Source organism: Pseudomonas sp. 05N431 (genome assembly GCF_056397005.1).
On record NZ_JBFTMN010000009.1, the window covers coordinates 331,537 to 346,420 of the forward strand.

Annotated in this window: 14 protein-coding genes; 7 read left to right on the forward strand and 7 right to left on the reverse strand. The window is 61.0% G+C overall.

Annotated features, from left to right (window positions below; all coding sequences use genetic code 11):
• Nucleotides 1-48: 48 nt before the first annotated feature.
• From AC1DIG_RS18075 to AC1DIG_RS18105, 7 genes are all read right to left on the reverse strand, one after another.
• Entirely contained in the window at nucleotides 49-900 is an 852-nt protein-coding gene (locus AC1DIG_RS18075; protein WP_477768389.1) for an alpha/beta hydrolase, read from the reverse strand.
• A complete protein-coding gene (locus AC1DIG_RS18080; protein WP_477768390.1) occupies nucleotides 897-1,703 on the reverse strand; it encodes an alpha/beta fold hydrolase in 807 nt (268 codons plus the stop codon). The genes AC1DIG_RS18075 and AC1DIG_RS18080 overlap by 4 nt, the downstream gene beginning before the upstream one ends.
• A 276-nt stretch (nucleotides 1,704-1,979) precedes the next feature.
• Complete coding sequence (locus AC1DIG_RS18085; protein ID WP_477768391.1) at nucleotides 1,980-2,423, reverse strand: hotdog fold thioesterase; 444 nt, start codon at nucleotides 2,421-2,423, stop codon at nucleotides 1,980-1,982.
• A 30-nt stretch (nucleotides 2,424-2,453) separates the two neighbouring features.
• Nucleotides 2,454-4,121: an AMP-binding protein gene (locus AC1DIG_RS18090; RefSeq protein ID WP_477768392.1), complete on the reverse strand. Its 1,668-nt coding sequence runs from the start codon at nucleotides 4,119-4,121 to the stop codon at nucleotides 2,454-2,456.
• Nucleotides 4,122-4,320: 199 nt separating this feature from the next.
• Nucleotides 4,321-4,770 (reverse strand): phosphohistidine phosphatase SixA, encoded by a 450-nt coding sequence (gene sixA / locus AC1DIG_RS18095; protein ID WP_477768393.1) that lies wholly within the window; start codon nucleotides 4,768-4,770, stop codon nucleotides 4,321-4,323.
• A complete protein-coding gene (locus AC1DIG_RS18100) occupies nucleotides 4,767-5,114 on the reverse strand; it encodes a DUF4389 domain-containing protein (RefSeq protein WP_477768394.1) in 348 nt (115 codons plus the stop codon). The genes sixA and AC1DIG_RS18100 overlap by 4 nt, the downstream gene beginning before the upstream one ends.
• Nucleotides 5,115-5,145: 31 nt before the next feature.
• The gene (locus AC1DIG_RS18105) at nucleotides 5,146-6,171 is read right to left on the reverse strand and encodes an NAD(P)H-dependent glycerol-3-phosphate dehydrogenase (protein ID WP_477768395.1); all 1,026 of its coding nucleotides are present in this window, start codon (nucleotides 6,169-6,171) and stop codon (nucleotides 5,146-5,148) included.
• Between the two features lie 196 nt (nucleotides 6,172-6,367).
• Here AC1DIG_RS18105 and AC1DIG_RS18110 point away from each other — a divergent pair, with 196 nt between their 5' ends.
• The 7 genes from AC1DIG_RS18110 (at nucleotide 6,368) to AC1DIG_RS18140 (ending at nucleotide 14,810) form a co-directional block, all read left to right on the forward strand.
• Nucleotides 6,368-8,491, forward strand: a complete 2,124-nt coding sequence (locus AC1DIG_RS18110) for a TonB-dependent receptor plug domain-containing protein (protein WP_477768396.1) — start codon at nucleotides 6,368-6,370, stop codon at nucleotides 8,489-8,491.
• 1 nt (nucleotide 8,492) lies between these two features.
• Nucleotides 8,493-9,422, forward strand: coding sequence for an ABC transporter substrate-binding protein (locus AC1DIG_RS18115; RefSeq protein WP_477768397.1), 930 nt, complete (start codon nucleotides 8,493-8,495; stop codon nucleotides 9,420-9,422).
• On the forward strand, nucleotides 9,419-11,317 hold the full coding sequence (locus AC1DIG_RS18120) for an ATP-binding protein (RefSeq protein WP_477768398.1): 1,899 nt from the start codon (nucleotides 9,419-9,421) through the stop codon (nucleotides 11,315-11,317). Before AC1DIG_RS18115 ends, AC1DIG_RS18120 begins: the two co-directional genes overlap by 4 nt.
• A gap of 246 nt (nucleotides 11,318-11,563) precedes the next feature.
• On the forward strand, nucleotides 11,564-12,079 hold the full coding sequence (fabA, locus tag AC1DIG_RS18125) for a 3-hydroxyacyl-[acyl-carrier-protein] dehydratase FabA (RefSeq protein ID WP_010211704.1): 516 nt from the start codon (nucleotides 11,564-11,566) through the stop codon (nucleotides 12,077-12,079).
• An 11-nt stretch (nucleotides 12,080-12,090) separates the two neighbouring features.
• Nucleotides 12,091-13,311: a beta-ketoacyl-ACP synthase I gene (gene fabB, locus AC1DIG_RS18130; RefSeq protein ID WP_477768399.1), complete on the forward strand. Its 1,221-nt coding sequence runs from the start codon at nucleotides 12,091-12,093 to the stop codon at nucleotides 13,309-13,311.
• Nucleotides 13,312-13,470: 159 nt separating this feature from the next.
• Nucleotides 13,471-13,887: an OsmC family protein gene (locus AC1DIG_RS18135; RefSeq protein ID WP_262111085.1), complete on the forward strand. Its 417-nt coding sequence runs from the start codon at nucleotides 13,471-13,473 to the stop codon at nucleotides 13,885-13,887.
• 62 nt (nucleotides 13,888-13,949) lie between these two features.
• Complete coding sequence (locus AC1DIG_RS18140) at nucleotides 13,950-14,810, forward strand: pirin family protein (protein WP_477768400.1); 861 nt, start codon at nucleotides 13,950-13,952, stop codon at nucleotides 14,808-14,810.
• The last annotated feature ends 74 nt before the right edge of the window (nucleotides 14,811-14,884 follow it).

Sequence of the window (14,884 nt, forward strand, 5' to 3'; positions counted from 1 at the left end):
TTGTCTCCCATTTCAACCCGCCCAGCCTCGACAGTTGCCCGCTGCAAGTCAAGGAACGGCGAAGAACCGATTGAAACAGTCTGCAACAAGGGCGGCGCCGGGCTCGTCATTCAGGTGCAAATGATGGCCGCCGGGCAGCTGTTCACGGCTAAAGGGTAGACGCTCCAGCAATTCCGGATGTTTGGCGAGCATGCCATCCGCGGCGACCACCAGTTGCGCAGGACAACTGATTCGCTGAACGAAGGACATCGCTTGTTCATCGGTCAGGCGCAGTGGCGACGCCAGCGTCAGGCGACTGTCAGTGCGCCAGGTGTAGCCCCCCGGCACCGGCATCAAACCCCGCTGAGCGAGTAATTCGGCAGCTTCCCGACTGACCGCGACCAGGCCTTTCATACGGGCCTCGATGGCGCGATCCAGGGTGTTGTAGACCGGCTTGCGCTTTTCTTGCAGATCCAGCTGCGCTTGCAGGGCCATGCCCATGCGTTCGGCGGCGTTGTCATGAGCGGCAGTAGGCGGAATCACCCCGTCGATCAGCGCCAGGTGCGTCACGCGCTCGGGCAAGGCACCGGCAAGTACCACCGAAACGATTGCGCCCAAGGAATGGCCCAGCAGCGCAAACCGCTTCCAGCCCAACTGTTCGGCGACTCGCAACACGTCGTGAGCGTAATCCCACAGCGCATAACCGGCGCCCAATGGCCGATGCCCGGAATGCCCGTGGCCGGCCATGTCCAGCGCGACAATGCGTAGACCTTCAAGCTTCGGCGCCAGGCGCGCAAAGCTGTTGGCGTTGTCGAGCCAACCGTGCAAGGCAATCACCGGCAGGCCGTCTTCGGGGCCGAACAGGTGTGCGGCCAATTCGATGTGCGGCAGGCTCAGGCGGACTTCTTCGACGCTGCTCATGCGCAACTCCGCTCGTTGCGCCCTTGCCAACGGCTGAACAGGTTTTTCAGCAAGGTCGCGGTGTCTTGCGGGCGTTCAAGGGGAAACATGTGACCGCCGGGCATCGTCAGCGACTCGCCCTGCGGCATACGGCCGACGAAGCTTGCGTGATGGCGCATGACCACCCGGCTCTGCCGGCCTCGAACCACCGCCAGCGGTACTTTCAACTGGCGAGGACGGCCCGGGCTGGTGTGCGGAACGCCACGGTAGATGCTGATCTCGGTGGCCGGATCAAAGCGCAGGCGCAGGCGATCACCGACCTTGTGCAGGCCGTGTTGCAAGTACGCATCGAGGCAGTCCGGATCGAAACCGCGAAACAGGGTTTTACCGGCGAAATAGCTGCGCGCCGATTCCAGGTCGGCGAACTCCTCGCGACGCCCCAAGGTGCGACCGGCCGGGGTCAAGCGGTCGATAAAGCCAAAACGCTTGGCGGCGCGGATCACCCATTGATCGGGGCGGGTCAGCACCGGTGAATCCAGCATCACCACGCCGCGATACAGCTCCGGGCAACGCAGGGCCGCGTGCAGGTGCAAGACGCCACCAAAGGAATGACCAACGCCCCACACCGGCTCGGGTTGCTGTTTCAGGTGGTGGATCAGCTCGTCCACCAGGTTGTGCCAGTTATCGTCGGCCGGGAACCGCGGGTCATGGGCGTGCTGCTGCAGATGCGCGACCTGATACTCCGGCGCCAGCGCGGCAAACAACTTGCCGTAGGTGCCTGAAGGAAAGCCATTGGCATGGGCGAAAAAGATCTGCTGCGGCATAACGGCGCGTCCATAAACGAAATCAGGTGTTGATTGTCCGTAAGACGCAAGCCTACAGCAATGACCGTAACTGCCAGGAATGATGACAGTCAGGCCAAGGCTATACAGGAACCCGCAATCTCGATGCGCGCCTTTGTTGCAGCTGGCGAAGCCTGCGTTCGAGGATGAAATCCTCGCAAATCCTGATAGTGCGGTTTGCCTGTAGGATCGATGCGTCAGGTTTACGACTGCTACGCAGCCGAACGCCGGCTTCGCCAGCTGCTACAGAGATCGTCGTTAGCGAGCCGGTGGCGTTTCACCCAGCGGCACCACCGCCATGGTCAACCGCGACACGCAGCTGGCCTTGCCTTCATCGCTGCTCAAGCGAATATCCCAGACGTGCGTGGTGCGGCCGATGTGGATCGGTTTGGCCACCGCCGTTACCCGACCGCTGCGCAGACCGCGCAGGTGGTTGGCGTTGATTTCCAGGCCCACGCAATAGAATTTGCTGGTGTCGATGCACAGGAAGCTGGCCATGGAGCCGACAGTTTCAGCCAGTACCACCGAGGCGCCGCCATGCAGCAAACCATAAGGTTGATGGGTGCGATGATCGATGACCATGCTGGCGGTCAGCGACTCGTCATCAAACGCCTCGAAGCGTATATCCAGCACTTCGCCGATGGTGTTTTTCTGAATCGAGTTCAACTGTTCAATGTTGGGAACGGTACGCCACAGACTCATCGCTACATCCTCTGTTGGTTTTATTTCGGGTCAATCCTGCCACAGCACCGCTTCGCTGCGCGCACTCCATTCTTCAAACCGCGCGCCATACACGGCCTCGATCACGTTGCGCTTGATCTTCAGTGTCGGCGTGAGAAAGCCGTTTTCCACCGCCCAGCTGTCCTTGACCACCACCAACTGGCGCAGGCGTTCGTGTTTATCAAGGGCACCGTTGACCTCGTCGAGCAAGCTTTCCAGGCTCGACTGCAAGGCATTGCGCGCCACGCTGGCGGCGTCCTGCTGGCCCACTGCCGAGAGCACGCACAGCCCCAGTGGCGCACTCAGGCCGTCACCGACCACGCATACCTGCTCGATATGTGAATGTACTGCCAGACGGTTTTCGATCGGCGCCGGTGCGACGTACTTGCCCTTGCTGGTCTTGAAGATTTCCTTGAGCCGCCCGGTCAAGCGCAAGTTGCCGTCGGCGTCTTGCTCGCCCTTGTCACCGGTGTGCAGAAAGCCGTCCTCGGTGATCGTCTCGGCGGTTTTCTGCGGCTCCTTGAAATAGCCGAGCATGGTCGCGCCACTGCGCACCAGCACCTCGCCCGAATCCGCGATCCGCACCTCCACCTCCGGGCACGGCTGGCCGATCCAGCCAGGCTTGTTCTGGCCCTGCCGGCAAATATGGGAATAGCCGCAATTTTCGGTCATGCCATAGACCTCAAGCACCTCCAGTCCAAGACGCTGGTACCAGTGCAACAAGGCCGGCGGCACCGGCGCGGCGCCCGACAAGGCGATGCGCAAGGCATCCAGCCCAAGACCTGCGAGTACCTTGTGCCCGACCCGCTTACCGATGATCGGCAAGCCAAGGAGAAAATCCAGGCGTTTTGCCGGAATCCTGCTGTACACGCCCATCTGGAATTTGCTCCAGATGCGCGGCACGCCGAACAGCGCCGTGGGCCGCGCGCGCTGCAAATCAGTCAGAAACGTGTCGAGGCTTTCAGCAAAAAATACCGTTTGCCCGGTGTAGATCGACGCCAGCTCGACAAACATCCGCTCGGCGACGTGGCACAGCGGCAGGTACGACAGCAATCGGTCCGACTCATTGAGACCAAATAACTGCGTGCCGTGAGTCGTGGCGAAACCCAGGTTACCGAAACTATGCATCACGCCTTTGGGCAAGCCGGTGGTGCCGGAGGTGTAGATGATGGTCGCCAACTGGTTGGCGTCGGGCGTTGGGTCGTCCTGAATCGGTGAGCTGTGTTGCAGATCGGCCCAACTGAAATCGAAGTCACCCGCGGGACACAATGGAAGGCTGATGGTCGGCAGATCGGCGCTGACGCCTCTGGACATGCCCGGCCAATCGTCCAGCTTGCCGATGAACACCAGCGCGGCTTCGGAATGTTCGAGCACCTGGGCCACCGAATCGGCAGTGAGGTTGGGGTACAACGGAACGGAGACATGCCCGGCCATCCAGATCGCCAGGTCGGCAATGATCCAGTGCGCGCAGTTTTTCGAGATCAGTGCAATGTGGCTGCCTTGAGGCAGCTCCCGGGCGCGTAGCCAGTGAGCGGCGCACCGCGCCTGGTGGCCGACGTCGGCCCAGGTCAGCGTCTCGACCTGACCACCGCCCATCGGCTGAACCAGAAAGCGCTGGCGGGGATGGCGAGCTTCACGCTCGTAGAACACTTGCAGCGGCAAACGAAAAGCGGCGGGCATGCGATGCGCTCCTTTTTGTTCGATGTGGCGGCAAGCGTAGTCCAACCAAGCAGTTGCTTGGTTGGCTATTTCATACAAAAAATCGAGAGCAACTCCTTACCTGTGGGAGCGTGGCTTGCCCGCGATGCAGGCACCGCGGTGCATCAGGTATGCCGTGTTGATGCCATCGCGGGCAAGCCACGCTCGCACAAAACCCGGATTACGGGTTCTTGACGCTATTGAGCGTCATGCCCCCGGCCAACGGTAAATCAGCTTCAAGCTCGGCCAGGCTGGCCGTGCTCATCGGCTGCGGTGCACGCAAATGGCCGTGCTGCAAGTAGCCGATCAAACTCCCCACCAACGGGTTATGGCTGACCAGCAGGACGTTATCCTCCGTGTCGAGCTGATCGACAACGGTCAACGGATTGCTGTCTGGCGCCAGCCAGGCCTCGGTGCGGATCTCCGGCTCAAAACCCAGCACCTCACGCACCAACTGTGCGGTTTGCTGCGCCCGCATATACGGGCTGGCGATGATTGCCTGAATCGGCTGGCCGATCAGTTGCGCGGCACTGCGCAGCACTTCTTCGCGGCCATGTGCAGTCAACTCCCGCTCAGCATCGCTACGGGCGTGAGACTCGGCTTCACCGTGACGCAACACCCAGAGTTTCATAGCTTTGGCTCCTCATCACGGGCCGGATGCGGCGCTGGCGGTACGGCGTGCGGAGCCTCGCCTTCCGGTGTCCGCGGGGCAGGCCAATCGGCGAATGGCCACGGTTTCTGGTCGCTGTGGAAACTGCCGAAGCGGCCGATCTGCGCCAGGAACTGGCTGAGGCTGTCACCAAAATTCATCAGGCCGGCGTTTGGTGCCCCATAGATCAACCGATAGATGAGCTGCACCAGCACCACGGCGCCGAGGATCAATTGCGCGACTTGCCAGACCAGCACATACACCAGCATCCACAGCACGCGCAGCAGGATGGATTCGTACTTGGCTGCTACTTTTGGATCGTTCATGTCTCGCTCCCTGCCCCTGTAAATGGGGGACTCAGTTGAAACCGCTGGTGGAGATAAAATCGACATCGGTTTTCGGCTCGCCACGCATCAACAGCTCAATCACCTGATTGAGCGTGCGTCCTTCAAACAGGATCGCATGCAAACCGGCGACCAACGGCATGTAAACCCCGACTTCCTGGGACTTGGCCTTGAGTACCTTGAGGGTGTTGACGCCTTCGGCGACTTCACCAAGGCTCGTCACCGCCTCTTCCAGGCTCATGCCCTGTCCGAGGGCAAAACCGACCTGATAGTTGCGGCTTTTCGGTGACGAACAGGTGACGATCAAATCGCCCACCCCGGCCAGCCCCAGGAACGTCATCGGGTTGGCACCCTGATTCACCGCAAAGCGGGTCATTTCCGCCAATGCCCGGGTGATCAGCATGCTCTTGGTGTTTTCACCCATGCCCAGCGCCACCGCCATGCCGGCGATGATCGCGTAGACGTTTTTCAGTGCCCCACCCAGCTCCACACCATAACGGTCAGCACTGGCGTACACGCGAAAGGTCCGACCGTGCAATGCCGCCTGAACCCGCTGACAGAGCTCTTCGTCTTCACTGGCGACCACTGTGGCGGTCAGCGCGTGTTCGGCCACTTCACGGGCCAGGTTCGGCCCGGACAGCACGCCAATGCGCGCTTGTGGTGCGATTTCCTGAAGAATTTCGCTCATCAGCTTGAAGGTGTGCGCCTCGATGCCTTTGGTCAGGCTCACCAGCAACTTGCCGCTCAGGCGCTCGGCAAAGGGGGCGAGCACCGAACGCAGGGCATTGGAAGGCAGCGCGACGAAACACAGGTCGCACTCGTTGAGGGTGGCGAGCAAGTCGGTGACCGGCTCCACCGCAGGGTGAACCTTGATACCCTTGAGGTAGCGTGGATTCTCGCGGTTGACCCGAATGGCCTCGGCCTGTTCAGGATCGCGCATCCACTGCCGGACCTGATGACCGTTCTCGGCCAGCAAATTAGCCACGGCGGTACCAAAACTTCCGCCTCCCAGGACCGCAATCGGGCGCTGTTCAGTCATATGCAATCCGTTAATCCATACCAGTGGCGATAGCCGCATTATACGGGGCGGTCCAGCGTCGGCCAGCCCCTCTATCAATTAGCGGCACTTGTAGGAAGCAGACCTCCAAAACCTGGGAAAATGCCGGTAACGTGACTGGAAAACTCGAACAGCTCGGTTAACATGCGCGGCAATCAACTGCGATCAAGGCTGTACCGTGTCTGCTGGCCCTCCTCACCTTCGCTCCTCGCTGGTTCTGGCGCTGATGCTCAGCGACCCGTTATTGGCCGATGACCTGTTTCTCGACAACGCCGCGCTGCCCCAGGTCTTGACCGCCACCCGACTGAAACAGTCGCCGGCCGCCGTGCCCGGGAGCATGACGGTGATCGACAGCGAACTGATCAAGGCCAGCGGTGCCCGCGACATCAGCGAGTTGCTGCGGCTGGTGCCGGGAATGATGGTCGGTAGCATCAACGGCAACCAGGCCGCGGTGAACTATCACGGCACCAACGCCAGCGAAGCGCGACGCATGCAAGTGTTGATCGACGGCCGTTCGGTGTACCGCGCAGGTCTGGCGACGGTGGACTGGAGCGACATTCCGGTGGCCATGGAAGACATCGAGCGCATCGAGGTGTTCCGTGGCCCGAATACCGTCAGCTATGGCGCCAACGCGCTGATGGCAGTCGTCAACATCATCACCCGCGCACCGGCCAACAGCCACGGCACGCGGCTGAAAGTCACTCGCGGTGAGCGCGGCATCAACGACTGGTACGCCAGCCAGGGCACCGGTTGGGAAACCGGCGACCTGCGCTTGTCGCTGTCCGGCCAGGAAGACCACGGTTTCGACTCGAACCGCCTGGGAGCGGACTACCGCGACAGTCGCCGCTTGAACCGCATCAACCTGGCCGTCAGCCAGACGCTCAACGAGCAGCAAAGCATCGATTGGCAACTGAATGCCAAAGACGGCACCAACCAGCGGCCTTATACCTACCGCCCGGTGTTTTCCGGGATTACCTCGGCGGGCGACAACTCTGACGTGATCGCCAAGGATTACGCCGCTTCGTTGCGCTGGAACCTGGAGCTCAACCCGGATCACAGCCTTTACGTCCAGGGGTCGGCGCAGCACTGGGATCGTCAGCAGGTCTGGCGCGCCTGCGACGCCGAAGTGTCGTTCAGCCCGCAGCTCACCCAACTCTGGCAGCTCAATCCCAACTATGCCGAGCGCCTGGCGCGGCACATGGAAAGCTATACCGGTACCGGTGCACCGCAGGGCTCGCCGGCCGAGCAGGCACTGGCCAACCAGGTCCTCGATCAATGGAAAGGTGGCGCCAAACGTACCGTCTGCGGTGACATCGACCAGAGCGCCCGCGAGTCGCGCTACGACCTGGAATTGCAGGACACCCTGAGTCTCTCCGACAGCCTGCGGCTGGTCAGCGGCATGAACTATCGATACGACCGGGCCGACTCTGAAACGTACTTCAATGGCACCCTCGATGACTCCATCTGGCGGCTGTTCGGCCAACTGGAGTGGCGCGCCAGCGAGCACTGGCTGTTGCAAGGCGGTGCGATGTATGAAAAGACCCAATTGATTGGCGACTCGCTCACCCCGCGCGTAGCAATCAACTACCTGATCAACCCGCGCCACGGCCTGCGCGCGGTGTATTCGGAGGCCATCCGCTCGCCCGACATGTTCGAGAACAACGTCAACTGGAGCTATCAGGTGACCAACCTCAGCCCCGCTGCCTACGGTCAGTCCAGTGCCCGTTACTTCGTCAAGACCCGTGGCCCCGGCAACCTCGATCAAGAACACATGCGTTCGCGGGAACTGGGGTATAACGGCTTCTTCGCTGACCTTGGGCTGAACGTCGACGTGAAACTGTTCTACGACGAAATCACCGACATGATCAGCGAGCCGCTGCGCAACAATCAGTACATCGCCAGCAACAGCAATGCGTCGCGCTTCAGCGGCACTGAAACCCAGCTTGACTGGCGAGTCAGCGCCGCCGACCGGCTGCGCCTGACCTACGCCTATGTCGATGCCACGGCCAGTAACCCTCTGGACGAACAATTCAGCGCACGCAACAGCGGTTCCGCCGGTTGGCTGCACGACTGGGGCAATGGCTGGAACAGCGCGCTGTTCTACTATGGTGACGATGCACTGAATGGCTACCGCTTCGAACGTGTCGACACACGCATCGCCAAACGCATCGCGCTGGGCAAGGCCAACCTCGAACTGGCCGGCATCCTGCAACAACGCCTCGACAACCAGCCGACCACCTTCGTCGACAACAACTATGACTCGCGCCATGTGCTCTATTTCAGCGCCGAGTTAGAGTTCTGACATGGGCCTCATCCAGACACGCACCTACTCCCCCCGAAGCCGCCGGCCTTGGGTTTGGGGACTGTTGCTTGTCTGCCTGGGCAGTCTGCCCGTGCGCGCGGCCGACGTGTTGCTGACCGGCGCCGAAGACAGCCCCGGCGTGCAGGCTTTTACCCGCGCCCTGGCCGAACAGCGACCCGAAGACACGGTGCGCTTCGCACGCCTTGCCGACCTCCCCGCGCCGTCCCGGCTACCCGACGCAACCCGACTGATCTTGCTTGACCTGCCGAGCCTCGACTGGCGCCTGCAAGACAGCGAGGGGCCGGCGACGCTGGTGCTGCGCATCAGCCGCCTGCAAGCCAGTCAACGCTTGGGTAACGCCCTGCCCTTGCACCTGAGTCTGCTGTGGAGTGATCCACCGCTGAGCCGCCAACTTCGCCTGATCCAGGCCCTGTTGCCGCAAGTACGACGGGTCGGCGTGCTGTACGGGGCGAACAGCGAATTCCTGCTCAAGGAGCTGCACCACGCCGCGCACCGGCTAGGGCTGGAGATCGTCGCTGAACGTTGGGATAACACCAATGACAGCCGACCTCTGCAAACCTTGTTGAAGAACAGCGACGTATTGCTGGGGCTCGACGACCCCGACCTGTACAACCCGAAAACCGCCAAGAATCTGCTGCTCAGCAGCTATGCCCGACAGCTTGCGTTGATCGGTCCCAACGCCGGGTTCGTCAAGGCTGGCAGCCTGGCCAGCACCTACAGCGATCAGGGCGATTGGCTGGCCATTCTTGATAACTTGCTTGACCGTCCACCGGCCAGCTGGCCGCGCACCCTCTATCCGCAGCGCTTCAAGGTATTAAGTAACCCGCAAGTCGCTCGTTCCTTAGGCATCGAACAGATTGACCCCACGGCTGTTGCAACGCAGTTGGCCGAAGGAGAAAACCGCCCATGAACCTGCGCCGCCATTGGGGCATCAATACCCGCACCCAGATCATCAGCCTCGGCCCGGCGCTGCTGCTGACGTTGCTGCTGATCAGTTTCTTTACCATCGTGCGAATCCAGGACTTGCGCCAGGAGCTCAACCACACCGGCCAACTGATCGCCAATCAACTGGCCCCGGCCACCGAGTACGGCGTGATCTCCGGCAACAATGACGTGCTCGAAAGCCTGATGAAGGCCTCGCTGACAACGCCGCACGTACGTTTTCTGGAGGTGCAGGACAACGCCAACAAGGTGTTGGTGCACGTCGAGCAGCCCTCAGAAAACCGCCAGCGCTCGCAACAGATCGAAGTGTTTCAAGCACCGGTGCGCTTGCAACGAATCAGGCTCAGCGACGATTTCCTGCAGGGGCCGCCACCGGCCATCGGCCCTTCCGAAGACTATCTGGGGCGCGTCGTCGTCGGCATGTCCAACGATGCCTTCAGCCAGCGGCAACAGGAGATCCTGCTCAAGGCCGCGATCCTCGCACTGTTCGCCCTGCTCTTTACCTTTCTGCTGGCCCGGCGCCTGGCCGCCAGCCTGTCGGAGCCCATCAGCGCCATGGGCAATGCGGTGAAAGCGATTCAGCAAGGCGACTACAAAAAACCGCTGCCGATCGTCGACGATTCCGAACTGGGCGACCTGTCGCGCCACATCAACAACCTCGCCGATGGCCTTGAGCTCGCCAGCCGCGAGCAGCATCAGGCCATGGCACAACTGATCCAGACCCGCGAAGAAGCGGAAAAGGCCAACAGCGCCAAGTCCGACTTCCTGGCGATGATGAGCCATGAATTGCGCACACCGATGAATGGCGTGCTGGGCATGCTGCAGCTGCTCGAAACCACCGACATGACCGAGGAACAGATCGAGTACGCCGCGCTGGCGTCGGAGTCTACCGAGCACTTGCTCAAGGTCATCAACGACATTCTCGACTTCTCGCGGATCGAACGCTCGGCCTTGGAGCTGGAGCACATCCCGTTCAACCTCGCCGAGCTGATCAACAGCTGCGCCCAGGCTTTCCAGCACAGCGCGGTGCAACGCGGCCTGAGCCTGGAGCTGCAGATCCCGGACGACATGCACGCTTTGCAGGTACAAGGCGACCCGACGCGGATCCGGCAGATCCTGGTCAACCTGATCGGCAATGCCTTGAAGTTCACCGAGAAAGGCCGGGTAACGATCGAGCCGCAATGGCAATCGCTGGACCACGAACTGCTGTGGTTCACCTGCACCGTGCGCGATAGCGGGATTGGTATTTCGGCCGAAAGCCTGGAGCTGATGTTCAACGCTTTCCAGCAGGCCGACAGCTCGATCTCCCGGCGCTACGGCGGCACCGGCCTGGGCCTGCCGATTGCGCGCACGCTGGCGGAGCGGATGGGTGGCACACTGCGCGCCCAGAGCGAGGAAGGCCGAGGCTCGGTATTCACCCTGGAAATTCCGCTGGCGCTGTCCAGGCAAAAGATGCCGACCCTGACACCACGCACATCTGTCGGCGACGACCACGGCGAGGGACGCAATGTGTTGCTGGTGGAAGACAAACCGGTGAATCGGACCGTTATCGAAGCAATGCTGCGCAGCCTGGGCTTTACTGTCAGCGTCGCCACCGACGGTGCGCAGGCGGTACGCAGTGCCGAGAGCCTGATTTTCGAGGCGATTCTGATGGATTGCAGGTTGCCGGTCATCGATGGTTACGAAGCCACCCGGCAGATCCGTCAACTGCCCGGCTGCACCGATCTGCCCATCATCGCCCTGACCGCCAACGCGTTGCAGGGTGACCGCGAGGCCTGCCTGTCGGCGGGGATGAATGATTATCTGGCCAAACCTTTCAAACGCACTGATCTGCAGCAAATTCTGCAACGTTGGGTACGGTAGTGGGGAGCGATCGACCATCTGCGACTGGCGTGAAAGGCGAAAGTGCGGCAGTCTTAGGCACCTTGACAGCTCGGAATCGGGCTTGAAAAATAATTTCAGTGCACAAGTGTACATTCATGTCCCTTGTGCTGTGACTTTCACCACAACGCAATAGTCTATGAGTAGGCTGCCGGTTCGAAGCATGAACGCTTCGATCGGCCGGGAAGATTTGCCCCACCTGCCGCATGGGACTATTGAGGAGCTCGCATGACCAAACAAAACGCCTTTACCCGGGAAGACCTGCTGCGCTGCAGTCGCGGTGAGCTGTTCGGCCCTGGTAACGCGCAACTGCCCGCCCCGAACATGCTGATGGTGGATCGCATCACTCATATCAGCGAAGAGGGTGGCAAGTACGGCAAAGGTGAATTGGTCGCCGAGCTGGATATCACTCCGGACCTGTGGTTCTTCGCCTGCCACTTCGAAGGTGACCCGGTGATGCCAGGCTGCCTGGGCCTCGACGCCATGTGGCAGCTGGTCGGTTTCTTCCTCGGCTGGCAAGGCCTGCCGGGCCGCGGCCGCGCCCTGGGTTCGGGCGAAGTGAAATTCTTTGGCCAGGTTCTGCCGACCGCCAAAAAAGTTACCTATAACATCCAGATCAAACGCGTCCTGAAAGGCAAGCTGAACCTGGCCATCGCCGATGGTTCGGTCAGCGTCGACGGCCGCGAGATCTACACCGCCGAAGGCCTTCGGGTCGGCGTATTCACATCCACTGACAACTTCTAAGGGTTATCCGCATGCGCCGCGTCGTTATCACTGGTCTGGGCATCGTTTCGTGCCTGGGCAATGACAAAGAGACCGTCTCCGCTAACCTGCGTGCAAGCCGCCCTGGCATCCGGTTCAACCCGGAATATGCCGAAATGGGTCTGCGTAGCCAGGTTTCCGGCTCCATTGACCTGCCACTCGAAGAGTTGATCGATCGCAAGATCTATCGCTTCGTCGGCCACGCGGCGGCTTACGCCTACCTGGCCATGAAAGACGCCATCACTGACTCCGGCCTGACCGAAGAGCAGGTTTCCAACCCGCGCACCGGCCTGATCGCCGGTTCCGGTGGCGCATCGACCCTGAACCAGATGGAAGCGCTGGACATCCTGCGCGAAAAAGGCGTCAAGCGCGTCGGCCCATACCGCGTAACGCGGACCATGAGCAGCACGGTTTCCGCTTGCCTGGCCACTCCATTCAAGATCAAGGGCCTGAACTACTCCATCGCTTCTGCCTGCGCCACCAGTGCTCACTGCATCGGTACTGCCATGGAACAGATCCAGATGGGCAAGCAGGACATCGTGTTTGCCGGCGGTGGTGAAGAAGAGCATTGGAGCCAATCGTTCCTGTTCGACGCCATGGGCGCACTGTCCAGCCAGTACAACGAGACACCGGACAAAGCTTCCCGTGCCTACGACGCCAAGCGTGACGGTTTTGTCATCGCCGGTGGTGGCGGCATGGTCGTGGTCGAAGAGCTGGAACACGCTCTGGCCCGTGGCGCGAAGATCTACGCGGAAATCGTTGGCTACGGCGCGACTTCCGACGGCTACGACATGGTCGCTCCAAGCGGCGAAGGCGCCATCCGCTGCATGCAGATGGCCATGTCCACCGTTGACGCACCGATCGACTACCTGAACACCCACGGCACCTCGACTCCGGTCGGCGACGTGATGGAAATGAAAGGTGTGCGTGAAGTGTTCGGCGACAAGGCTCCAGCCATCAGCTCCACCAAGAGCCTGTCGGGTCACTCCCTGGGCGCCGCCGGCGTTCACGAAGCGATCTACTGCATGCTGATGATGGAAGGCAACTTCATGGCAGGTTCTGCCAACATCGACGAACTGGACCCGGAAGTGGCTGACATGCCAATCCTGACCAAGACTCGCGAAGACGCCACCATCAACACCGTGATGAGCAACAGCTTCGGCTTCGGCGGCACTAACGCCACCCTGGTCCTGAAGCGCTGGCAGGGCAAGTAAGCCCCGCTGCTTCGCTGCACAAGAAAACGCCCCGACTGGTTCGGGGCGTTTTTTATTGGGCGATCGATAAGCCAGTGGAACACCTGAATCGCTGGATGCTCTATAACTGCAAGGTCTTTTCCTGACGCACACTCTTTCTTACTGCCCATGAGGTTTGTCATGACCATTACCGTCAATACCGAATCCAGCGAAGGTTTTCGTCACAGCATCCAGATCGACGACCATCAACTCTTCGCCGACGTGCCCAAAGCCTTCGGCGGCGAAGGCTCCGCGCCAGAACCCCACGATTACTTCGATGCAGCCCTGGGGGCTTGCAAGGCTCTGACCCTCAAGCTCTACGCGCAGAAGAAGGAAATCCCGCTGACCGGCGTCACAGTCGAGGTCAAACACGACAACAGCCAGGAGCAGAAAGGCAAATACGCCCTGCACGTCAAACTGACCCTCAAAGGCGTACTCACCGACGCCCAGCGTGAAGAGCTGCACCGCGTGGCCGACCGCTGCCCGATCCACAAGCTGATGACCACCAGCGAAGTGACCATCGAAACCCACCTGTCTGAAGGCGCCTTCAGCCAATAGCGGCAAACACGGGCTGTGCGGGTTATGCTCAGCGGCATCACTCGTACAGCCTGGAATGCACCATGATCAGCCCGCTCGTGATCCGCCCACGCACCGAAGATGTCGAAGGCCAACCAATCCTGCGCCCGCTGCCGTCAGCTCAATGCCGCAGTGTCGGGCCTTTCGTGTTTTTCGATCACATGCTTGAAACCCGCTATCCGGCAGGCCAGGGCATGAACATCCGCCAGCATCCGCACATCGGCCTGTCCACCCTCACCTACCTGTTCGAAGGCGAACTCCAGCACAAGGACAGCCTGGGTTCCGACCAGATCGTGAAACCGGGTGACGTCAGCTGGATGACCGCAGGCAGTGCGATTGCGCACGTCGAGCGCACACCGAAAGCCCTGTGGGATACCGACTTCAAGATGCACGGCCTGCAAATCTGGCTGGCCTCCCCCAAAGCGCACGAACAAGGTCCCGGCCATTACAGCCATCACCCGGCCGCCAGCCTGCCGGTCAGCGATAACCTCGGGGTGAAGATCAGGATGATTGCCGGCAAAGGCTTTTGCCTGGAGTCACCGGTGCCGGTGCTTTCCCCTACGTTGTACGCAGAGCTTGAGCTGAAAACGGCGACGACCTTGCTGATCCCCACCGAGTATGAAGAACGCGCGCTGTACGTGCTGGACGGTGACGCCCAACTCAATGGCGAGCCGATTGAACCGCACTCGCTGGTGGTGCTGCCTGCCGGGGAAGAAATGGACCTGTTCGCCGAAAGCGATTGCCACGCCATGCTGTTCGGCGGCGCGCCCATGGACGGACCGCGCCGGATCAACTGGAATTTCGTCGCCAGCGATCCCGCGGTGATCGATGAAGCCCGCCGACGCTGGGCGGCCGGGGATTGGCCAACCGTACCGGGCGAGAGCGAGCGGATCGAGTTGCCCTGAGATCTTCGGCGCCAGTTATACCGTCATCGCGAGCAAGCTCGCTCCCACATTTGACCGAGTCGTACACAATATTA